The organism is Pseudomonas sp. MYb541 (assembly GCF_037479595.1).
Taxonomy (GTDB): Bacteria; Pseudomonadota; Gammaproteobacteria; order Pseudomonadales; family Pseudomonadaceae; genus Aquipseudomonas; species Aquipseudomonas canadensis.
The window spans coordinates 1-20,486 of sequence record NZ_JBBGYS010000072.1 but is presented as its reverse complement, the minus strand read 5'-3'; the positions used below and the strand labels follow the sequence as shown (position 1 = coordinate 20,486).

Sequence of the window (20,486 nt, the reverse complement as noted above, 5' to 3'; positions counted from 1 at the left end):
TTCCCAAACCTCGAAGTTATACGCCGGCTTATCTCCCTCAGCCGCATTCTCGACATTCGACACCAGCTTCCACTGCGTCGTATCAAACTCCGGAAACCAAGCATCCCCTTCCGGACTCAACGCCACCCGCGTCAGATAAAGCCGATCCGCCTGCTCCAGCCCCTGCGCATACAGTTGCGCACCGCCGATCAGCATCAGCTCGTCCACGCCTTGCGCCTTGGCCCATTCTTCAGCGCGCTCTACCGCCGCCTCCAGTGACGGAAAAACTTCCGCACCTTCAAGCGCCAGATCGGTCTGACGGCTAACCACGATGTTCAAGCGCCCCGGCAACGGTCGGCCCAGGGAATCCCAGGTCTTGCGCCCCATGATGATCGGCTTGCCCAGGGTAGTGGCCTTGAAATATTTGAAATCCCCCGGCAAATGCCAGGGCATGCTGTTGTCGACGCCGATCACACGGTTTTCACCGAGGGCTGCGATCAGGCTTAAAGGGAGAGTTTTTTTCATGGCGACGAGAATACCAGAGCCCCGAGCCAGGGGTTATGCTCCAGGCTCACAAACACAACAGGACTACGCGTGACTCCACTGCACACACTCTGGCTGACAGAAACCGTGCGCCTGCGCGAAGAACACGCAGGCCCGCTGGAAGACCTGGAAGCCAACCGCCTGGCCCGCACGGCCGGGGGCGACCTGCCGACACGTATCCAGCAGCGCGCCTTGCACCTGGCCGAACGCGATGGGCTAGCGGCGGCCCTCACTCGCTGGCTGCAAGGTGCGCGTCTGGCGCTGGTGCTGCTGGCAATCGTCGCGGTCATCAGCGGCGCAGGGCTGGCGTTTGCTGCACTGGGCAACGGTCTAACGCCGGTGAATGTGTTCTGGGCCTTGGGCAGCCTGCTTGGCTTGAACCTGATCCTGCTGATCAGTTGGGCGTTGGGCCTGCTGTTTGCCGGTGAGCACAGTGCCAGCCTGGGGCGACTATGGTTGTGGCTCAGCGAAAAATTCGCCCGTGATGCCAAAGCCGCCCAACTGGCGCCAGCACTGTTACTGCTACTGCAACGGCAGAAACTCAATCGCTGGGCCGTAGGCGTGCTGGTCAACAGTCTATGGTTGTTGGCGTTGCTCAGCGCCATGGTGATTCTGCTTACGCTACTCGCTACTCGCCGCTACGGCTTCGTGTGGGAAACCACCATTCTCGGTGCCGACACCTTCGTCGCCGTCACCCAGGCCCTCGGCACCTTGCCTGCTCTGTTGGGCTTCAATGTGCCGACCGTCGAGATGATCCGCGCCAGCGGCGACTCCGCCCTGAATATCGAAAGCGCCCGCCAAGCCTGGGCCGCCTGGCTGGTCGGCGTGCTGCTGGTCTATGGCCTGCTGCCCCGCCTGATCCTCGCGTTGCTGTGCCTGTGGCGCTGGAAACGCGGGCGCGCCGCCCTGCGCCTGGACCTCAACCTGCCCGGCTACAGCCAATTGCGCGAGCGTCTGATGCCGAGCAGCGAACGCCTTGGGGTCAACGATGCCGCGCCCGAGCAGTTGCACCACGTCAGCGGCGGCGTCAGTGAACTGGAAAGCGACGGCGCCCTGCTGGTTGCCATCGAACTGGACGACCAACATCCCTGGCCGCCCAAACTGCCCGTCAGCGTGAAGAATGCCGGCATCCTCGACAGCCGCGAATCACGCCACAAACTGCTGGAGCAACTCTCGCGCTTCCCGCCTGCACGCCTGGCCGTCGCCTGCGACCCACGGCGCTCGCCGGATCGCGGCAGCCTGGCGCTGATCGCCGAACTCGCGCGCAGCGCCACCGCCACCCGCGTGTGGCTGCTGCAAGCGCCACCCGGCCAGGCGCTGGACGCCGAACGCCTAGGCGACTGGCACGCCGCGTTGCAGCAACTGGAGTTACCTTTCGCCGACTGCGCGCCGTTGAACTGGCTGGAGACGGGTCATGACTAAACCGCTGAAACTCGCCGTGGTCGGCCACACCAATGTCGGCAAGACGTCGTTGCTGCGCACCCTCACGCGTGATGTTGGCTTCGGTGAAGTCTCCCATCGCCCCAGCACGACACGGCATGTGGAAGGCGCGCGCTTGTCGGTGGACGGCGAAGCCTTGCTGGAGCTGTACGACACACCCGGCCTGGAAGACGCCATCGCCCTGCTCGATTACCTGGAACGCCTGGATCGCCCCGGCGAACGCCTCGATGGGCCGGCCCGCCTGACGCGCTTCCTGGAAGGCAGCGAAGCCCGCCAGCGTTTCGAACAGGAAGCCAAGGTGCTGCGCCAACTGCTGGCCTCCGATGCCGGCTTGTATGTGATCGACGCCCGCGAGCCGGTGCTGGCCAAGTACCGCGACGAGCTGCAAGTGCTGGCCAGTTGCGGCAAGCCGTTGCTGCCCGTGCTTAATTTCGTCAGCAGCAGCGACCACCGCGAGCCAGACTGGCGCGAGGCCCTGGCCCGCCTTGGCCTGCATGCGCTGGTGCGATTTGACAGCGTAGCGCCGCCGGAAGACGGCGAACGGCGCTTGTACGAAAGCCTCGCCCTGCTACTGGAAAGCGCGCGACCACAGTTGGAGCGCTTGATTCTTGACCAGGAGGCCCAGCGCCAGGCCCGCCAGCAAAGTGCTGCGCGACTGATCGCCGAGCTGCTGATCGACTGCGCCGCCTGTCGCCGCAGTGTGGTCACTGAAGATGAGCAACAAGCCATCAGCGACCTGCGCAAAGCCGTGCGCCAGCGTGAACAAAAATGTGTGGAAGCCCTGCTCAAACTGTTCGGCTTCCGCCCGCAGGACGCCGCTGCCAGTGACTTGCCCTTGCTCGACGGGCGCTGGGGCGATGACCTGTTCAATCCGGAAACCCTCAAGCAACTCGGCGTGCGCGTCGGTGGCGGGATCGCCGCAGGCGCGGCAGCCGGTGCGGGTGTGGACCTGCTAGTCGGCGGCCTGACCTTGGGCGCCGCCGCCCTGGCCGGCGCGATTGCCGGTGGCGCCCTGCAGACTGCGCGCAGCTATGGCAGCCGGTTGCTGGGCAAAATCAAAGGCCAGCGCGAGCTGACCGTCGATGACAGCGTGCTGCGCCTGCTCGCTTTGCGTCAGCGCCAGCTGCTCAAGGCCCTGAACTTGCGCGGCCATGCAGCGATGCACAGCATCAAGGTCGACACACCCCAGGACAAGACCTGGCGCGAAGGCAAGTTGCCGGACGCGCTACACAAAGCCCGCGCCCATCCGCAATGGTCGTCCCTCAATCCTCACGCCAAGTTGAGCCAGGCTGAGCGCCAGGAGCAAGTCGAAGCCCTGGCCGCTCGGCTTGATGAGACCTGACCGAGTTATTGCACAAACCACCCAAACGCCAGGAAAGCCCTACAGAGCGAGCGAATCAGTTCTTTATCGGCTTTATCGGCCACCCCATTGCGGTCGATGTCGCTATTGGTGAACGACTCCAACACGCCGTCACTGTCGCCGTCATAAGCAGCCGCTTGGTAAACCAGCGACGACCTGCACCCAGACGTCGTGCGCTCATGGAAGTCGAGCTTGATCGCGTTGGGCGTTCCGGTTTTACCGAAGTGATCGACGTACATCGTCAACGTACGCTGCCAATGGCTGCGCTGATTGAACCAGCCCAGTTTCAAGAAACTGTCGGCAAAACTATCAACCTGCTCTGTATCCAGCACACGTGGCCGGCTGACGGGGTTCAGATCCTCCGCCCAATGTAGATCGACACGGCCATCGGCACTCATGTCCACCGCGAAGATCTCGTGAACCAGTTCATCCGGGCAACCTGCCTGATGCTCATAAAAATGCAGGATGACCGTATCGGCGCGGCCATTACCACTCATGTCCTGGGCAGTGGCTTTCAAGTAACGCATCCGTGTTGCTCCTTAAGGTAAGAAGCAAACACCTTAACGACGCAATGCCCCCGCCTCCAGACGGCGAGTCTGCGTTGGGTGTAAGGCCTGTCTACGCAACCAGTAGCCGCGCAGCCTTTGCCTTGAGCATCTGCAGGTCAAGTACCGGCACATGCCTCTGCTTGGCCTGTTCATCCCAATGACGCATGCGCAAACTCACGGCGCACAGCGGGTCCTGCTCAAACGCCTGAGCCTCCTCGGCACTCATCACCCCACCCTGATACGCCAAAGTGCGACGGCTGGCTTCGCTCAGGCGCGCGTAGTAGCCCGGCTGGCTGAAGGTCAGGTAGCGCTTGGCCTGCACGTGATACTCCACCAGCTTGGCCATACGCTCACTGAACCCTGCGCGACGCAGATAATCCGCGCCCAGCCGTTCATGGCTGACCACGCCATAACCCCCCATGTTGTCCTCGCCCTGGCCGCAGAGATGCCCGATGTCGTGGAAAAACGCCGCCAGCACCACTTCATCATCAAAGCCTTCGGCCATGGCGAGCTGCGCGGCCTGGGACATGTGCTCGATCTGCGACACCGGCTCGCCGATGTAATCCGCCGTGCCGTGCTGCTCATACAAGCCGAAGACGTCGGCGATGGTCTGTTCCGGGTTCATCACGCAGCTCCCCACAAGGTACTGATATTTCGCTCGGCCATCGCCGGCCCCACGCTCATGCCCACGCCCGTGTGCATCAACGCGGCGCTCACTCCCGGCGCCACGCGCAGGAATGAAAACGGCCCCGGCCCCCGCGAGCCGTACACGCCCTGCCAACGCTCCACCACCTGGATTTTGCAGCCCAAGGTCTGCTCAGCCAGTTCGATCATCCAGTCATCCACCTGCTCGGTGTTGAAGGGCGACGCGTCGCTGCCGTAGTCATGGGAATCACCGATGATCAATTCGCCATGGGGCGTCGGGCTGATCAGTAGGTGAATGCCGTGTTCGTGCAGGTGCGGAGCATCGCGCAGGATTTGCGCCTGCACCGGCGCCGCTTCCGGCAGGTCGGCGAAAGCGCCGTAGTGCACGCAGCTCAAGCCGGTGAGCAACGCGTGTTGCAGGTTCAGGTTGACGGCGGGCCGGGCACGTAACATTTGCAGACGGCAGATACTCGGATTGAGTTCGGCCATCGCTTCGGCCAGCAAGGTCTGGTAGTCGTGGCCGGAGCACACGATGATCTGTTCGCCGCGAAAGCTGCCTGCCGTGCTGTGCAACTGGCCCGGTTCGACGTCACGCACCAAGGTTGAGAAATAGAACTCCACGTTCAGCTCTTGCGCCAGGTAGTTGATCAACGCTGGGATCGCTTCACGGGAATACAGTTGCTGATCGTCCTTGCCATGCAATGCGGCGCGGTGATGACGGAACTGGCCGCCATACAGGTCCTTCATCGCCGCGCCTTGCAGCAGTTCGACGTTGTAGCCGTGCTCTTGTGCACGCCCCTCACAGAAGGCTTCCAGCAAGTGTTCTTCCGCTTCGGTGCGGGCAAACAGGTACGCGCCGTTGCGCTTGAGTTGCAGCCCGGCGACCTGCGCCCAATGGCCCCAGATGTCACGGCTTTGCCGTGCCAGGTCCAACATTGGCCCCGGCGGTTGGCCGGTGACCAGGGCCTGGCCGAAGTTGCGCACCGAGGCGCCCAGTGGCGTGGCGCTGCGTTCGAACACCTTGACCTTGAGGCCGCGTTTGGCGGCGGCAAAGGCGTGGGACAGGCCGAGGATGCCGGCGCCGATGATCAGCAGATCGCTGTGGTGTGTCATGAAGTGATGTCCTGTATTCGAAGCCGCCTTCGCAGGCAAGCCAGCTCCCACATTTTGAATTGCGAACACCTTCAAATGTGGGCGCTGGCTTGCCTGCGAAGAGGCCATCAGCCCTAACGAAAACCTTATTGACCCGCTACCTTCTCCGACTTGCCGTCATAGCGCTTGCGCCATTCGGTCAAAATGCTGTCACGGTTCTTCGAGGCCCACGCGAAGTCGTTCTTGATCAGGCGTTGTTCATAGTCGGCCGGCAATTCGGTCTGCGGCTTGGCAATGCCAGGCTGAGCGAGGACGGCGAAGTTGTCCTTGTACAGGTCCATGGCAGCCGGGCTGGCGGAGAAATCAGCGAGCTTTTTCGCGGCGTCGGCGTTGTGGGTGCCTTTCATGACGGCCGTGGCTTCGATGTCCCAGCCCAGGCCTTCTTTCGGCAGGATGATGTCCAGCGGCGCGCCCTGGCGTTTCAACTGCACGGCCGGGTATTCAAAGGAAATTCCGATCGGAAACTCACCCGAAGCCGCGAGCTTGCACGGCTTGGAGCCGGAGTGAACGTACTGGCCGATGTTCTGGTGCAGGTCGTCCATGTACTGCCAGCCTTGCTTCTCGCCGTAGGTCTGCAACCAGGCGCTGACGTCCAGGAAACCGGTGCCGGACGAGGCAGGGTTGGGCATGACAATCTTGCCCTTGTACTCAGGCTTGGTCAGGTCCTGCCAGCTCACCGGCTTGGTCAGGCCCTGCTTTTCGGCTTCGACGGTGTTGAAGCAAATCGTTGCGGCCCACACATCCATGCCGACCCAGGCCGGCGGGTTGGCGGCGTCACGGTAGTTTTTGCCGATCTTGTCCAGGTCCTTCGGTGCGTAGTTGTCCAGCATGCCCTGCTGATCGAGGATCGCCAGGCTGGAAGCGGCCAGGCCCCAAACTGCGTCGGCTTGCGGGCGGTCTTTCTCGGCCAGCAGCTTGGCGGTGATGATGCCGGTAGAGTCGCGCACCCATTTGATTTCGATATCAGGGTTGGCCTGTTCGAAGGCCTTTTTATAGGTCTTCAACTGCTCGGCTTCGAGGGCCGTGTACACGGTCAACTCGGTCTTGGCGAAGGCATTCAGGCTGAATGCAGTCAGTACGGCAGCGACCAGCGCCAGGGGCTTGAACATGGAGCACCTCCTTCAGGGATATTTATTGGCCGGGTGCGCTCTGGCGCCAGGCTTGGGAGCGGCGCAACGCGCCACGTGAGGCCCACGCCAGCAACAGCGAGACGCCGGCTGAGGTGAACAGGATCAGGGTCGACATGGCCGCCGCGCCGCCCACGTTGCCGGCGTCGTCCATGTTCAACACGGCGACGGCGGCGAGGATGGTGTCGGGGCTGTAGAGGAAAATCGCGGCTGACACAGTGGTCATCGCCGACACAAACAGGTAGCGCACGATGTCCAGCAACGCCGGCAGGCAGATCGGCACCGTCACTTTCAGGTAATGCCGGTACAGCGGTGCCTTGAGGGACAAGGCGGCGGCTTCGAACTCGGCGTCCAGTTGGCGCAGCGCCGTGGTGGCCGTCATCTGCGCGGTGGTCAAATAGTGAGCAATGGTGCACACCACCAGCAACGTCATGGTCCCGTAGAACACATGCAGCGGGTTTCCATTGAGGTTGAAAAAGAACACGTAGCCCAAGCCCAGCACCAGGCCCGGTACGGCCATCGGTACGAAGCTGAGCATGCGCAGGGCGAGGTTGAGGCCTTTCTGGCTCTTGGTCTTTTCCATCAGGTACGCGCCGGTGAAGATCAACACGCTGCCGATCAATGCGGTGCACAGCGCCATGGTCAGGCTGTTGCGATAGGCCAGCCAGCCGCCGCCAGCCGTGTCTTCGAACTGGTAGTGGTTGAGCGACAGCGACAGGTTGTACGGCCAGAACTTCACCAGCGACGAATACACCGCCATGCCGAACACCAGCAGTAACACGGCGCAGATCAGCAGCACGATGGCCAGGTAGCAGCCGTCCCTCATGCGCGATGGCGCCGGTTGGAACACTTGGGCACGGCCGCTCATGGAATCGCCATGACGGCGGCGCAGCCAGGCATCCACAGCAAAGCTGAACAGCGCCGGCAGCAGTAACACCATGCCGATCAGCGCGCCGCGACCGAACTGTTGCTGGCCGACCACCGCCTTGTAGGCTTCCAGCGCCAACACCTGATAATCGCCGCCAACCACCACGGGCACGCCGAAGTCGGTGATGGTCAGGGTGAACACCAGACAGAACGCGGCGAATACGGCCTGGCGCGTGGCCGGCCAGGTAATGCTGCGAAACGCCCGCGCCGGGCTGGCGCCCATGCTGGAGGCCGCATCGAACAGGCGCGCATCCGCCAGGGACAGCGCCGACAGCAAAATCATCAAAGCGTGTGGGAAGGTGTAGATCACCTCACCCAGCACAATGCCCCAGAAGCCGTAGATATTGTCCGAGAGCAACCCGCGCAGCATGCCCTGGTTGCCGAACAGGTAGACCAGCGCAATGCCCGGCAACATCGACGGCGCCATCAACGGCAGCAACGACATGCCGCGCCAGATCGCTTTGCCGGGGATCAACGTGCGTTGCAGGGCGTAGGCAAACAGGTAGGCCAGCGGTACGACGATAGCCGCCACGCTGAGGGCAACTTTCAGGCTATTGCCCAGCAGCCAGTGGAAGTTGGCGCTGGTGATCAGTTCCTGTGCAGCCACCAGACCACCGCCCTGCCCGGCTTCACTACTGAAACCGCGCCAGAAGATCGCCAGCAGCGGCATCAAGACAGCCAGGCCCAGCAGCAACAGCCACAGCAGTTTGCCGCCGACGACGAAAATTCGGTCACCGGTTTCGGCGCGGGACACCGGTCGTGGCAGCGTCATGACAGCGGCCATCTCAGGCAAACACCTGCAGGCTGCGCGGCGGCAAGGCCACCCAGATGTCCTGGGCGCCCAGGCGCGGCATGGCTTCCGGGGCCAATTCAGCGAGCAGCGGATGACCGGGCAGTTGCTCCAGTTCGAAACTCATGCGGCAACGGTTGCCGAGGAAAGTGATCTCGCGGACCTTGGCCGGAAACAGGTTTTCTTCATGCACCGGCGGGTTGACGCTGATCGCCTCAGGGCGGCAGAACAAGCGGCCGGACTTGGCCACACCGGCATCGTCGGCCAGGCGCATGTTCATCCCACCGACCTGGGCGTGACTGGCACTGTTGCGACTGAACGGCAGCCAGTTGCCCTGGCCGACAAACTCCGCCACGAACGGCGTGGCCGGGCGGTCGTAGATTTCCTGGGGCGTAGCGTACTGCTCGACCTTGCCGTTGTTCATCACGGCGATGCGGTCGGCCATCAGCATGGCTTCGTCCTGGTTGTGGGTGACCATCAGCGTGGTGATGCCCAGGCGGCGTTGCAGTTGGCGCAGCTCGGTGCACAGATGCTCACGGACGCGGGCGTCGAGGGCCGACATTGGCTCGTCCAGCAACAACAACGAAGGCGCAGGCGCCAAAGCACGGGCCAAGGCGACGCGTTGTTGCTGTCCGCCGGAGAGTTGGCCGGGGTATTTCTTTTCGCTGCCGACCAGGCCGACCAATTCCAGCATCTGCCCGACACGCTTGCGCACTTCCTCGCGACCGCTGCCGGTGAGGCCGTAGCCGATGTTCGCTTCGACGGTAAGGTTGGGGAAAAGCGCGTAGGACTGGAACAGAATGCCGTAGTCCCGTGCCTGGGGCGGCAGCAGGGAAACATCACGGCTGCCCAGGTACAGTTCGCCGCTGTCCTGGCGCTCCAGGCCAGCGATGCAACGCAGCAAGGTGGTCTTGCCGCAACCGGACGGGCCCAGCAGGCACACCAGCTCGCCGGCGGCGACGTCCAGGGAGACGTTGTCCAGCGCGGTGAAGGCGCCGAAGCGTTTCTGGATACCGCGCACTTTCATCGGCGCGCCGGGTTGGGTCAGGGCTGTGTTCATGCAAGGCACCTCATCGAACTGATGAAGCCCATGCTAGGCAGGCAATGCGTCCCTCATGTGGCAGAAAGGCAAAAGGGAGTGATAGTGGTATTGGTGAATTTTGGTTAAAGCGGCGACATTTCCTGCGCCAACCCCAGAAATGCCGCCGGCAACCGCGCGCCTTTGCGTTCCTTGAGGCAGTAGAGATACTCGGGAATCTGCGGCGCATTCTCGAAGGTCAGCACCCGCAATTGCGGATCGTGTGGCACTTCCTGCCGCGCAATGATGCTGATGCCAATGTTGCGCAACACCGCCTCACGGATCGACTCGCGGCTGCCGATTTCCAGCAAGGGGCCGTAGCTCACGTTGGCGCTTTGCAAGAGTTCTTCAGTCAGGCTCCGCGTGGTTGAGCCCGCCTCGCGCATCAATAATGTGTGCCCGGCCAACGCCGAGAGCGGCACATGATCCAGCTTGGCCAGCGGATGGTTGCGATGCACTGCCAGCACCAGCGGGTCGGTGCCCAGCACACGGCGGATCAGGCGCGGGTCCTCCAGCAGTTGCGAGGAAGCGGCGACGTCGACGCGGTAGTCGTCCAAGGCTTCAAGCACTTGTTGGGAGTTGCCGATTTCCACCGACACTTCCACTTGCGGCAGACGCTCGCGGAAGGCTTTGACCAGGTCGAGGATGTAGTAAGGCGCCGTGGCGGCAATCCTCAATGCGCCCTGGACCTGGCCACTGTTGCGCAAGAAAAACTCGATGTCCGCTTCTTGCTGCAACAGCGCCTTGACCATCGGCAGGAGCCGCGCACCCTCGTCGCTGACGGTGAGGCGGCGGCCGCCGCGGTAGAACAGCTCGACGCCGTACTGGCTTTCCAGGTTACGGATCTGGGTGGTGACCGTGGGTTGGCTCAGGCCGAGCTTTTTCGCCGCCTGGGTGATGCTACCCAGGCGGGCGACCATGAAAAAAGCCTTTAACTCGGCACTCAGCACACCACCCTCTCATCTCTATTTGCGCAACAGGCGCAGGCCATTGAACACCACCAGCAGGCTCACGCCCATGTCGGCGAACACCGCCATCCACATGGTGGCCATGCCCAGGAAGGTGACCGCCAGGAAGATCGCCTTGATCACCAACGCCAGGGCGATGTTCTGCTTGAGGATACTCGACGTTTGCCGCGACAGACGAATGAATGCCGGAATCTTGCGTAAATCATCGTCCATCAAGGCCACGTCGGCGGTTTCGATGGCGGTATCGGTGCCCGCTGCGGCCATGGCAAAACCGATCTCGGCACGGGCCAACGCCGGGGCATCGTTGATGCCGTCACCGACCATACCCACGCGGTGGCCTTGGCCGTAGAGTGCTTCGATGGCTTGCAGCTTGTCCGTCGGCAACAGGTCACCCTGAGCCTGGTCGATGCCCACCTGGGCGGCAATCGCCTGGGCGGTGTGGGTGTTGTCGCCGGTGAGCATCAGGGTCTTGATGCCCAGCTCGTGCAGTTGTTGGATAGCTTCGCGGCTGCTGTCCTTGACCGTGTCGGCCACGGCGAACAGTGCCAATGGGCCGGACTTATCGAGTAACAGCACCACCGATTTGCCCTGTTTTTCCAGGGCGAAGAGTTTTTCTTCCAGTTCCGGCGAGCACAGGCCCAGGTCTTCCACCAGGCGGTGGTTGCCCAGGTGGTAGGTTTCGCCGTTGATGTCGCCACGCACGCCCCGACCGGCCAGGGCCTCGAAGTTATCCACAACATGGGTGGGCAGATTTTTATCCACAGCCGCGTTGGCAATCGCCAGCGACACCGGGTGATCGGAACGCCCAGCCAGGCTGGCGGCCAAAGCCGGCGCGCTGTCTGCGACATTGGGGAACAGCGCCAGGTAATCGGTTTGCACCGGCTTGCCGTGGGTGATGGTGCCGGTCTTGTCGAGGGCCAAATAGTCGAGCTTGTAACCACCCTCCAAGTACACGCCGCCCTTGATCAAGATGCCTTTGCGCGCCGCCGCCGCCAGGCCGCTGACGATGGTCACCGGGGTGGAAATCACCAGCGCACACGGGCACGCCACCACCAGCAGCACCAGGGCGCGGTAGATCCAGTCGAACCAGGCGCCGGCCATGAACAGCGGTGGAATAATGGCCACGCCGAGGGCGAACAGGAACACCGCCGGGGTGTAGATTTTCGAGAAGCTGTCGACAAAGCGCTGGGTCGGCGCGCGCGCGCCCTGGGCCTGTTCCACCGCGTGAATGATGCGCGCCAGGGTGGAGTTGTTGGCCGCTGCAGTGACTTTGTATTCCAGGGAACCGGCCTGGTTGATGGTGCCGGCGAAGACTTTATCTCCCACGGTCTTTTCGATTGGCAGGCTTTCACCAGTGATCGGTGCCTGGTCGATGGTGGATTGGCCGGCGGTGACTTCCCCGTCCAGGCCAATGCGCTCGCCAGGTTTTACCCGCACGATTGCGCCCAACTCAATGCTTTTGACTTCTTTTTCAACCCAGGAACCATCCACCTGCCGCACCGTGGCTTGCTCCGGCGTCATCTGCATCAAGCCGCTGATGGCATTACGCGCACGGTCCAGGGACTTGGCTTCGATCAACTCGGCCACGGTGAACAGGAACATCACCATGGCGGCTTCCGGCCATTGCCCGATCAGGATCGCACCGGTGACGGCGATGCTCATCAGGGCATTGATGTTCAGGTTGAGGTTTTTCAGGGCAATCCAGCCCTTTTTGTACGTGGTGAGGCCGCCGCTGAGGATCGACACCAACGCTACCAGTGCGATCACCCAGGTGGGCGCGACGCCACTGAAGTGCAGCACTTCGGCACCCAACGCACCGACGCCGGACAACGCCAGGGGCCACCAATGTTTCTTGGCCGGTGGCTCTGCGGCCGGGGTGCCCTCTTCGATCGGATCAGCCTGCATCCCCAGGGATTTGATCGCTTCGATGATCGGTGCAGTACTCGGCAAGTCGTGAGTGACGCCGAGGATGCGGTTGATCAGATTGAACTCCAGCTGCTGCACGCCGGCCAGCTTGCCCAGTTTGTTCTGGATCAGCGTCTGCTCGGTGGGGCAGTCCATGGCTTCGATGCGGAAGGTGCTCAAACGCGAACCGGCGGTGGGCGCCTCGCTCAGTTGCACCAACGCCGGGGCCGGAGTACCGGAACAGCAGGAACCGCCGTGGCCGTGGTCATGCACAGGCGTGAGTTTTTTCGGGCCATGATCGTGGTCGTGATCATGCTCGTGTTTATGCGGGGTGTGGATGGAATCGCTCATTCTGTCGCGTCCGTAAAGGTGCCTGTTGCCAAGTAAAGACCCTGTAGCCACTATAGGGTCAAGCACCCATTTGGAGATTGCTGCGATGAAGATCGGCGAACTGGCCAAACTGACCGACTGCCCGGTGGAAACCATCCGTTACTACGAGAAGGAAGGCCTGCTGCCACCCCCGGCGCGCACCGACGCCAATTACCGCGTTTACACCCAAGCGCACACCGAGCGACTGGTGTTTATCCGTAATTGCCGCAGCCTGGACATGACCTTGGAGGAAATCCGCAGCCTATTGGGCTTGCGCGACAGCCCCCAGGACCAGTGTGAAAACGTGAATGCGTTGATTGACGAACACATCCACCATGTGAAGGCGCGGATCGATGGGCTGTTGGCGTTGCAGGAGCAATTGCTGGACTTGCGCCAACGCTGTGGCGGCGGGCCCGAGTGCGGGATTCTGCAGCGGCTGGAAGTCAGCGGGAGTGTGGCAGCCAGCGAGGCTGAGCCCTCGCATGTAGGCAGAAGCCACGGCCACTAAATCAAGTGAACACCGGCTAAATGTGGGAGCGGGCTTGCTCGCTCCCACATTGATCAGATGGCGACGTCGGCCTTGATGCTTGGGTCGGCGTCGTAACCGACGATTTCGAAGTCTTCAAACTTGTAGTCGTAGATCGACGCAGGCTTGCGCTTGATCACCAGCTCCGGCAGTTTCTTCGGCGTGCGCGCCAGCTGGGTCTGGATCTGCTCCATATGGTTGCTATAGGCATGGGTGTCGCCGGTGGTGACGATGATCTCGTGAGGGATCAGGTCGCACTGCTGGGCCAGCATATGGGTGAGCAAGGCCAGCGCGGCGGTGTTGTACGGCAGGCCGAGGAACACGTCGGAGCTGCGAATGTACAACTGCATCGACAGGTGACCGTCGTGCACAAACGCCTGGTACAGCAGGTGGCACGGCGGCAGGGCTTGCTTGCCGTTGCGCGCGTTTTCCTGCGGGCTCTGGGTCTCGTCGGGCAGGTACTCGACGTTCCAGCCGTGGAACAGGATGCGGCGGCTGTTGGGGTTGGTCTTCAGCGTGTGGACCATGTAATCGATCTGGTTGATCGTGCCACCGTCCTTGGTCGGCCAGGCGGTCCACTGTTCGCCGTACACCGGGCCCAGGTCACCGTCTTCGGTGGCCCATTCGTCCCAGATCTTTACGCCGTTTTCGTTGAGCCATTTGATATTGGTGTTGCCGCTCAACATCCAGATCAGTTCGTTGGCGATGCTTTTGAAGTGAAGCTTCTTGGTGGTCAGCAGCGGGAAGCCGTCGGCCAAGTTATGCCGATACTGACGGGCAAACACGGCCTTGGTGCCGGTGCCGGTGCGATCGCCCTTGGTCAATCCATTGGTCACGACGTCGTTCAGTAGTTCGAGATATTGCTTCATTTTTTTACCCGTATCGTTGAAGCCGAGGCTGCGCAACAGCCTCGGCATTCGAATTTAAAGCGCGGTGTTCTTCAAAGGTTGCGGGCGATTGTACGCCCACCACAGCAAGCCCAGGCCGCCGAGGATCATCGGCAAGCTGAGGATCTGGCCCATGGTCACCCAACCGAACGCCAAATAGCCCAACTGTGCATCCGGCACGCGCACGAACTCGACGATAAAGCGGAAGATCCCGTAGAACAACGCGAACATGCCCGACACCGCCATGGTGGGGCGCGGTTTGCGCGAGAAGATGTACAGGATAAGGAACAGCGCCACGCCTTCCAATGCGAACTGATAAAGCTGCGACGGGTGGCGCGGCAGTTGCGCCGGGTCGCTGAACGGCGGGAACACCATGGCCCACGGCACGTCGGTCGGCTTGCCCCACAGTTCGGCGTTGATAAAGTTGCCGATACGCCCGGCGCCCAAGCCGATCGGTACCATCGGCGCAACGAAGTCCATCAGCTGGAAGAACGATTTGCCGTTGCGACGGCCGAACCACCAGGCGGCGATCATCACGCCGATAAAGCCGCCGTGGAACGCCATGCCGCCCTTCCACACCTCGAAGATCAGCGTCGGGTTGGCGATGTACGCGGAGAGATCGTAGAACAACACATACCCCAGGCGTCCGCCGACAATCACCCCCATCGACAGCCAGAAAATCAGGTCGGAGAGTTTCTCCTTGGTCCAGGTCGGGTCGAACCGGTTCAGGCGTCGAGAGGCCAGAAACCAGGCACCGCCGATGCCGATCAGGTACATCAACCCGTACCAGTGGATTTTCAGCGGACCGATGGCCAGGGCCACCGGGTCGATCTGCGGGTAAGGCAGCATTGCGACTCCTCGTTAATCATTCGTTATGGCGACCGGGACCATGCCGGGCCGCGATTAAGCCTGCATTATTCAAATTCTTTAAAGCAAAAAGTTCAGACCGACACAGAACAACAGCCCGGCGAACAAGCGCTTGAGCAGACGCGGCGACAATCGATGTGCCAAGCGTGCGCCGAAGCGGGCAAACACCATGCTGGTCAGGGCAATGCCCAGCAGCGCCGGCAAATACACGAACCCTAGACTATGAGCGGGCAACAGCGGGTCATGCCAGCCCAGAATCATGAAACTTAATGCACTGGCCAGCGCAATCGGCAGGCCGCAGGCCGATGAAGTGGCCACCGCCTGCTGCATAGGCACGCTGCGCCAGGTCAAAAACGGCACTGTCAGCGAGCCGCCGCCAATCCCGAAAATCGCCGAGGCCCAGCCGATAAACGTACCGGCGACGGTCAAGCCAAACTTGCCCGGCACCGTCCGGCTGGCCTTGGGCTTCACCTCCAGTGCCAGTTGAACGGCCACCAGCAAGGCAAATACGCCGATGATCTTTTGCAGGTGCGGGCCGGAAATCGCCTCGGCGGTCAATGCGCCAAAACCGGCGCCGATCAGGATGCCCACGGTCATCCACACAAAGATCGGCCAACGCACCGCGCCCCGTCGATGATGCTCGCGCACAGCATTCACCGAGGTAAAAATGATGGTCGCCAGGGAGGTGCCCACGGCCAGGTGGGTCAGCACCTGCGGGTCGAAGCCTTGCAAGGTGAAGCTGAACACCAGTACCGGCACAATGATGATCCCGCCGCCCACGCCGAACAGCCCGGCGAGTACACCCGCACAGGCACCGAGCAGCAAATACAGCAGAAATTCCATGGGAGCCCCCGAACCAAGTCCGGCATGTTAACGGATGGAAGGCATGCGACCCAACTGCATACGATGGAACGCCTCGGCTTGAGTGGGTAGAGTGGCTAAAAACACAAAAGGTATCGCCTGATGTGCCTGATTGTTTTCGCCTGGCGGCCGGGCCACGCCCAGCCACTGATCGTCGCGGCCAACCGCGATGAGTTCTACGCCCGCCCCAGCCTGCCGCTGGCCCAGTGGCTGGATGCGCCCGAGGTCTACGCCGGCCGTGACCAGGAAGCCGGCGGTACTTGGCTGGGGGTCAATGCCGATGGACGCTTTGCCGCGCTGACCAATATCCGCGACCCGCACCAGCCACCGGCCCGTAAGTCCCGTGGCGAGTTGGTCGCGCGATTTCTCAGCGGTTCGCTGCCGATTGAACAGTATTTGGCCGACGTTAACGGCCGCTCGATTGAATATGCCGGGTTTAACCTGCTCATAGGCACGCGCGATGAGCTGTGGCATTACAACGCCAATCACACCGAGCCGACGCGATTGGAGGCCGGGGTGTATGGGTTGTCCAACGCCGGGTTGGATACGCCGTGGCCAAAGTTGCTCAAAGCCAAGACGGCGTTGAGCGCGGTATTGGATGATCCACAGCCGGAAGCCTTGTTGGGGATTTTGAGTGATCCTCAAACGGCGCCGTTTGCAGACCTGCCAGATACCGGAGTGGGCTTGGCGACGGAAAGTCTTTTATCCAGCGTGTTTATCGCCAGCCCAAGTTATGGGACGCGGGCGAGTACGGCGCTGATTGTAAATGCCGACGGGACGCGGCGGATGGTGGAGCGTAGTTTTGGGCCGCATGGTGGCCGACTTGGCGAGGTCGAACTGAGGATTTAGCGGTGCTTGAGCGAGCGCTATCGCGGGCAAGCCCGGCTCCCACAGTTGAAATGCATTCCAATGTGGGAGCTGGCTTGCCTGCGAAAAAGGCGACTCGGTCTAGAGGGTTTTAGCGGAGGCCGGGTTGATCATTCGTGTCAGCCCCAGATTCTTCAGCGCCAACTGCAGCGAGCTGTGGATAACTTGCGGGTTGTCGATGGTCATCAACTCCGCCAGCAAGTCCTTGGCCATGCTCAACTCAACCTGGCGCAACATCCACTTCACTTTCGGCAAGTTGGTGGCGTTCATCGACAGGCTGTCAAAACCCATCGCCATCAACAGCACTGCCGCCGCCGGGTCGCCGGCCATTTCGCCGCAGATGCTCACCGGCTTGCCTTCAGCATGGGCGTCGCGCACCACATGTTGCAGTGCTTGCAGAACCGCCGGGTGCAGGTAGTCGTAAAGGTCGGCCACCCGTGGGTTGTTACGGTCCACGGCCAGCAGGTATTGGGTCAGGTCGTTGGAACCTACCGAGAGGAAGTCCACCTGGCGCGCCAGCTCCTTGGCCTGGTAAACCGCCGCCGGGATTTCGATCATCACGCCAATCGGCGGCATCGGTACGTCGGCGCCTTCGTCGCGCACTTCGCCCCAGGCGCGGTGGATCAAGTGCAGCGCCTCTTCCAGCTCGTGGGTGCCGGAGATCATCGGCAGCAGGATGCGCAGATTGTTCAGGCCTTCGCTGGCCTTGAGCATGGCGCGGGTCTGTACGAGGAAAATTTCAGGGTGGTCGAGGGTTACGCGAATGCCGCGCCAGCCCAGGAAGGGGTTGTCTTCCTTGATCGGGAAATAAGACAGTGACTTGTCGCCGCCGATATCCAGGCTGCGCATGGTCACCGGCAACGGGTGGAAGGCCTGCAGTTGCTCGCGATAAATCGCCAGCTGCTCCTTCTCGCTCGGGAAACGCTGGTTGATCATGAACGGCACTTCGGTGCGGTACAGCCCCACGCCTTCAGCGCCGCGCTGTTGCGCACGAGCCACGTCGGCCAGCAGGCCGGTGTTGACCAGCAGCGGCACGCGATGGCCGTCGGTGGTTACGCACGGCAGTTCGCGCAATGAATCGAGGCCCAGCGCCAGTTGTTTCTCTTCCTCAACCACTTCGGCGTATTGCTTGCGCAACACTTCGCTGGGGTTGGTGAACACTTCACCGCGATGGCCATCGACGATCATGCCGATGCCGTCGACCTTGGCATACGGCAGGTCGACCAGGCCCATCACCGTCGGTATGCCCATGGCACGCGCCAGGATCGCAACGTGGGAGTTGCCCGAACCGAGTACCGAGACCAGGCCCACCAACTTGCCCTCGGGCACTTCGCCGAGCATGGTGGCGGTCAGTTCTTCACTGATAAGGATGGTGTTGTCGGGGTAAACCAGGTTGGTGGTGCGGTCTTCCTGCAGCTTGGCCAGCAGACGGCGACCGAGGTCGCGCACATCCGAGGCCCGCTCACGCAGGTAGTCGTCATCCATCATTTCGAAACGGTTGACGTGATCAGTGACCACCTGGCGCAGTGCGCCCTGGGCCCACTGGCCGGTCTTGATCACCGTCTTGACTTCGTTACCCAGCGACGCGTCGTCGAGCATCATCTGGTACACGTCGAACAGCGCACGCTCTTCGGGGCGCAGCTGGGTGGCCAGCTTGTTCGACAGGTTGCGCATGTCGGCGCGCACGCCCTCCAGGGCGGTTTTGAACAGTTTGATTTCAGCGTCGATGTCGTTGACGGTCTTGTCCGGCACCACATCCAGGTCCGCTGGCGGCAACATGACTACCGCCGTACCGACCGCAGCGCCCGGTGAACCCGGCACGCCGACGAACTTGGCTTCCTGGATGCCCTTGCCCTCACGCCCCAGGCCGCGAATCGAACCGGTGGCTTCGGCGTGGGCGATAACCCCAGCAAGCTGCGCGCTCATGGTTACGAGGAAGGCTTCTTCACCTTCGTCGAACTGGCGGCGTTCTTTTTGCTGGATGACCAACACGCCGACGACGCGGCGGTGGTGAATGATCGGTGCGCCTAGGAACGAGGCGTAACGCTCTTCGCCGGTTTCGGCAAAGTAGCGGTAACGCGGGTGATCGGCCGCGTTTTCAAGGTTCAGGGGTTCTTCACGCGTCCCCACCAGGCCCACCAGACCTTCATTGGGCGCCATGCTGACCTTACCGATCGAGCGCTTGTTCAAGCCCTCGGTGGCCATCAGCACAAAACGGTTGGTCTCGGGGTCCAGCAGGTAAACCGAGCAGACCTGGCTGCCCATGGCTTCCTTGACGCGCAACACAATAATCCCCAACGCCGCCTTGAGATCCTTGGCGGAGTTAACTTCCTGGACGATCTTGCGCAGCGTATTGAGCATGGCTCGGGGTCGAACTCCGTCGTCAGTCGCGCGCTAAAAGGCGCGGGGCAAGCTCTTTGAGAGCGCGACGATAAACTTCGCGCTTGAATGTCACCACCTGGCCCAACGGGTACCAATAGCTGACCCAGCGCCAACCATCGAACTCCGGTTTACCGGTCAAATCCATCCGCACCCGCTGCTCGTTGGAGATCAGGCGCAGGAGAAACCATTTCTGCTTCTGGCCGATGCACAGCGGTTGGCTGTGGGTACGTACCAGGCGTTGCGGCAAACGATAGCGCAACCAGCCACGGGTACAGGCCAGAATTTGTACATCTTCGCGCTCAAGGCCGACTTCTTCATTCAACTCACGGTACAAGGCGTCTTCAGGGGTTTCGTCGGGGTTGATTCCACCTTGAGGAAACTGCCAGGCATCTTGGTTGATTCGGCGAGCCCATAGCACCTGTCCGGCATCATTCGTAAGAATAATCCCGACATTAGGACGGAAACCATCGGGGTCGATCACGGCAACAACCTCGCAAACGCATGTCGCCGCATTGTTCCACAAAGGTTGATGAAGCGGCAACGAGGCTTCTTACCTTATGTGCACTCTTGTGAAAAGACCGTATTCTGGACGCCTTTTTACAGACATTTCAGCGAGTAACTGCAATGCGCCTGGCTTTATTCGACTTGGACAACACCCTCCTCGGCGGTGACAGCGATCACGCCTGGGGCGATTACCTCTGTGAACGCGGGATTCTTGACCCGGTGGCCTACAAGGCGCGCAACGACGAGTTCTACCAGGACTACCTGGCCGGCAAGCTCGACAACGCCGCCTACCTGAACTTCAGCCTGGAAATCCTCGGTCGCACCGAGAGGGCCCAACTGGACGAGTGGCACGACGACTTCATGCGCGACTGCATCGAACCGCTGATGCTGCCTAAAGCCGTGGAACTGCTGGCCAAGCACCGCGCCGCCGGTGACAAGCTGGTGATCATCACCGCCACCAACCGTTTCGTCACCGCGCCGATTGCCGCACGCCTGGGCGTGGAAACCCTGATCGCCACCGAATGCGAGATGGAAAACGGCCGCTACACCGGGCGCAGCACCGACGTGCCGTGCTTCCGCGAGGGCAAGGTGACGCGCTTGAACCGTTGGCTGGCAGAGACGGGGTATAGCCTGGAAGACAGTTACTTCTATAGCGATTCGATGAATGACCTGCCGCTGTTGGAGCAGGTGACTCACCCGGTGGCAGTGGATCCGGATCCGAATCTGCGGGCCGAGGCCGAGAAGCGTGGCTGGCCGGTGAT

19 protein-coding genes are annotated in these 20,486 nt (G+C 61.7%); 5 read left to right on the top strand and 14 right to left on the bottom strand.

What is annotated here, in order from left to right:
* Positions 1-504 (bottom strand): dihydrofolate reductase (locus WH299_RS29000; RefSeq protein WP_339551976.1); only part of this gene is annotated, 504 nt, incomplete at its 3' end.
* Positions 505-573: 69 nt separating this feature from the next.
* On the opposite strand from WH299_RS29000, the gene WH299_RS28995 reads away from it, so the two are divergent.
* Both WH299_RS28995 and WH299_RS28990 read left to right on the top strand, forming a co-directional pair.
* Positions 574-1,944, top strand: coding sequence for a DUF2868 domain-containing protein (locus tag WH299_RS28995; protein WP_339551975.1), 1,371 nt, complete (start codon positions 574-576; stop codon positions 1,942-1,944).
* Positions 1,937-3,304: a DUF3482 domain-containing protein gene (locus WH299_RS28990; RefSeq protein WP_122729702.1), complete on the top strand. Its 1,368-nt coding sequence runs from the start codon at positions 1,937-1,939 to the stop codon at positions 3,302-3,304. The genes WH299_RS28995 and WH299_RS28990 overlap by 8 nt, the downstream gene beginning before the upstream one ends.
* 5 nt (positions 3,305-3,309) lie before the next feature.
* On the opposite strand, the gene WH299_RS28985 is transcribed toward WH299_RS28990, so the two are convergent.
* The 8 genes from WH299_RS28985 to WH299_RS28950 form a co-directional block, all read right to left on the bottom strand.
* Positions 3,310-3,849, bottom strand: coding sequence for a hypothetical protein (locus WH299_RS28985; RefSeq protein WP_122729704.1), 540 nt, complete (start codon positions 3,847-3,849; stop codon positions 3,310-3,312).
* Positions 3,850-3,940: 91 nt separating this feature from the next.
* Positions 3,941-4,495, bottom strand: coding sequence for a phosphonate degradation HD-domain oxygenase (locus WH299_RS28980; protein WP_122729706.1), 555 nt, complete (start codon positions 4,493-4,495; stop codon positions 3,941-3,943).
* The gene (locus WH299_RS28975; RefSeq protein ID WP_339551974.1) at positions 4,495-5,628 is read right to left on the bottom strand and encodes a TIGR03364 family FAD-dependent oxidoreductase; all 1,134 of its coding nucleotides are present in this window, start codon (positions 5,626-5,628) and stop codon (positions 4,495-4,497) included. Before WH299_RS28975 ends, WH299_RS28980 begins: the two co-directional genes overlap by 1 nt.
* Positions 5,629-5,753: 125 nt before the next feature.
* The gene (locus tag WH299_RS28970; RefSeq protein ID WP_177052663.1) at positions 5,754-6,776 is read right to left on the bottom strand and encodes a putative 2-aminoethylphosphonate ABC transporter substrate-binding protein; all 1,023 of its coding nucleotides are present in this window, start codon (positions 6,774-6,776) and stop codon (positions 5,754-5,756) included.
* 22 nt (positions 6,777-6,798) lie between these two features.
* Positions 6,799-8,505, bottom strand: coding sequence for a putative 2-aminoethylphosphonate ABC transporter permease subunit (locus tag WH299_RS28965; protein WP_339551973.1), 1,707 nt, complete (start codon positions 8,503-8,505; stop codon positions 6,799-6,801).
* A 1-nt stretch (position 8,506) separates the two neighbouring features.
* On the bottom strand, positions 8,507-9,571 hold the full coding sequence (locus tag WH299_RS28960) for a putative 2-aminoethylphosphonate ABC transporter ATP-binding protein (RefSeq protein WP_028618341.1): 1,065 nt from the start codon (positions 9,569-9,571) through the stop codon (positions 8,507-8,509).
* Positions 9,572-9,675: 104 nt separating this feature from the next.
* On the bottom strand, positions 9,676-10,539 hold the full coding sequence (locus WH299_RS28955) for a LysR family transcriptional regulator (protein ID WP_122729717.1): 864 nt from the start codon (positions 10,537-10,539) through the stop codon (positions 9,676-9,678).
* Between the two features lie 15 nt (positions 10,540-10,554).
* A complete protein-coding gene (locus WH299_RS28950) occupies positions 10,555-12,813 on the bottom strand; it encodes a heavy metal translocating P-type ATPase (protein WP_339551972.1) in 2,259 nt (752 codons plus the stop codon).
* 85 nt (positions 12,814-12,898) lie between these two features.
* Between WH299_RS28950 and cadR the strand changes: the two genes are divergently transcribed.
* Positions 12,899-13,339, top strand: a complete 441-nt coding sequence (gene cadR, locus WH299_RS28945) for a Cd(II)/Pb(II)-responsive transcriptional regulator (RefSeq protein WP_016979028.1) — start codon at positions 12,899-12,901, stop codon at positions 13,337-13,339.
* A 53-nt stretch (positions 13,340-13,392) separates the two neighbouring features.
* On the opposite strand, the gene WH299_RS28940 is transcribed toward cadR, so the two are convergent.
* The 3 genes from WH299_RS28940 to WH299_RS28930 form a co-directional block, all read right to left on the bottom strand.
* A complete protein-coding gene (locus WH299_RS28940) occupies positions 13,393-14,226 on the bottom strand; it encodes a thymidylate synthase (RefSeq protein WP_028618344.1) in 834 nt (277 codons plus the stop codon).
* Between the two features lie 54 nt (positions 14,227-14,280).
* Positions 14,281-15,093, bottom strand: coding sequence for a prolipoprotein diacylglyceryl transferase (gene lgt, locus WH299_RS28935; RefSeq protein ID WP_010207296.1), 813 nt, complete (start codon positions 15,091-15,093; stop codon positions 14,281-14,283).
* 78 nt (positions 15,094-15,171) lie between these two features.
* Positions 15,172-15,954, bottom strand: coding sequence for a sulfite exporter TauE/SafE family protein (locus WH299_RS28930; protein WP_028618345.1), 783 nt, complete (start codon positions 15,952-15,954; stop codon positions 15,172-15,174).
* 120 nt (positions 15,955-16,074) lie between these two features.
* Between WH299_RS28930 and WH299_RS28925 the strand changes: the two genes are divergently transcribed.
* Positions 16,075-16,821, top strand: a complete 747-nt coding sequence (locus WH299_RS28925) for an NRDE family protein (protein ID WP_122729721.1) — start codon at positions 16,075-16,077, stop codon at positions 16,819-16,821.
* Between the two features lie 99 nt (positions 16,822-16,920).
* Here the strand turns inward: WH299_RS28925 and ptsP are convergent, their stop codons facing one another.
* Both ptsP and WH299_RS28915 read right to left on the bottom strand, forming a co-directional pair.
* The gene (gene ptsP, locus WH299_RS28920; RefSeq protein WP_028618347.1) at positions 16,921-19,200 is read right to left on the bottom strand and encodes a phosphoenolpyruvate--protein phosphotransferase; all 2,280 of its coding nucleotides are present in this window, start codon (positions 19,198-19,200) and stop codon (positions 16,921-16,923) included.
* A 22-nt stretch (positions 19,201-19,222) separates the two neighbouring features.
* On the bottom strand, positions 19,223-19,702 hold the full coding sequence (locus WH299_RS28915) for an RNA pyrophosphohydrolase (RefSeq protein WP_003176750.1): 480 nt from the start codon (positions 19,700-19,702) through the stop codon (positions 19,223-19,225).
* Positions 19,703-19,845: 143 nt separating this feature from the next.
* Between WH299_RS28915 and WH299_RS28910 the strand changes: the two genes are divergently transcribed.
* Positions 19,846-20,486 (top strand): HAD family hydrolase (locus WH299_RS28910; RefSeq protein ID WP_339551971.1); only part of this gene is annotated, 641 nt, incomplete at its 3' end.

Excerpts from the sequence above, each read along its gene's own strand:
- WH299_RS28990 (WP_122729702.1), top strand. The coding sequence starts at position 1,937 with ATGACTAAACCGCTGAAACTCGCCGTGGTCGGCCACACCAATGTCGGC.
- WH299_RS28985 (WP_122729704.1), bottom strand. The coding sequence starts at position 3,849 with ATGCGTTACTTGAAAGCCACTGCCCAGGACATGAGTGGTAATGGCCGC.
- WH299_RS28980 (WP_122729706.1), bottom strand. The coding sequence starts at position 4,495 with ATGAACCCGGAACAGACCATCGCCGACGTCTTCGGCTTGTATGAGCAG.
- WH299_RS28975 (WP_339551974.1), bottom strand. The coding sequence starts at position 5,628 with ATGACACACCACAGCGATCTGCTGATCATCGGCGCCGGCATCCTCGGC.
- WH299_RS28970 (WP_177052663.1), bottom strand. The coding sequence starts at position 6,776 with ATGTTCAAGCCCCTGGCGCTGGTCGCTGCCGTACTGACTGCATTCAGC.
- WH299_RS28965 (WP_339551973.1), bottom strand. The coding sequence starts at position 8,505 with ATGGCCGCTGTCATGACGCTGCCACGACCGGTGTCCCGCGCCGAAACC.
- WH299_RS28960 (WP_028618341.1), bottom strand. The coding sequence starts at position 9,571 with ATGAACACAGCCCTGACCCAACCCGGCGCGCCGATGAAAGTGCGCGGT.
- WH299_RS28950 (WP_339551972.1), bottom strand. The coding sequence starts at position 12,813 with ATGAGCGATTCCATCCACACCCCGCATAAACACGAGCATGATCACGAC.
- cadR (WP_016979028.1), top strand. The coding sequence starts at position 12,899 with ATGAAGATCGGCGAACTGGCCAAACTGACCGACTGCCCGGTGGAAACC.
- WH299_RS28940 (WP_028618344.1), bottom strand. The coding sequence starts at position 14,226 with ATGAAGCAATATCTCGAACTACTGAACGACGTCGTGACCAATGGATTG.
- lgt (WP_010207296.1), bottom strand. The coding sequence starts at position 15,093 with ATGCTGCCTTACCCGCAGATCGACCCGGTGGCCCTGGCCATCGGTCCG.
- WH299_RS28930 (WP_028618345.1), bottom strand. The coding sequence starts at position 15,954 with ATGGAATTTCTGCTGTATTTGCTGCTCGGTGCCTGTGCGGGTGTACTC.
- WH299_RS28925 (WP_122729721.1), top strand. The coding sequence starts at position 16,075 with ATGTGCCTGATTGTTTTCGCCTGGCGGCCGGGCCACGCCCAGCCACTG.
- ptsP (WP_028618347.1), bottom strand. The coding sequence starts at position 19,200 with ATGCTCAATACGCTGCGCAAGATCGTCCAGGAAGTTAACTCCGCCAAG.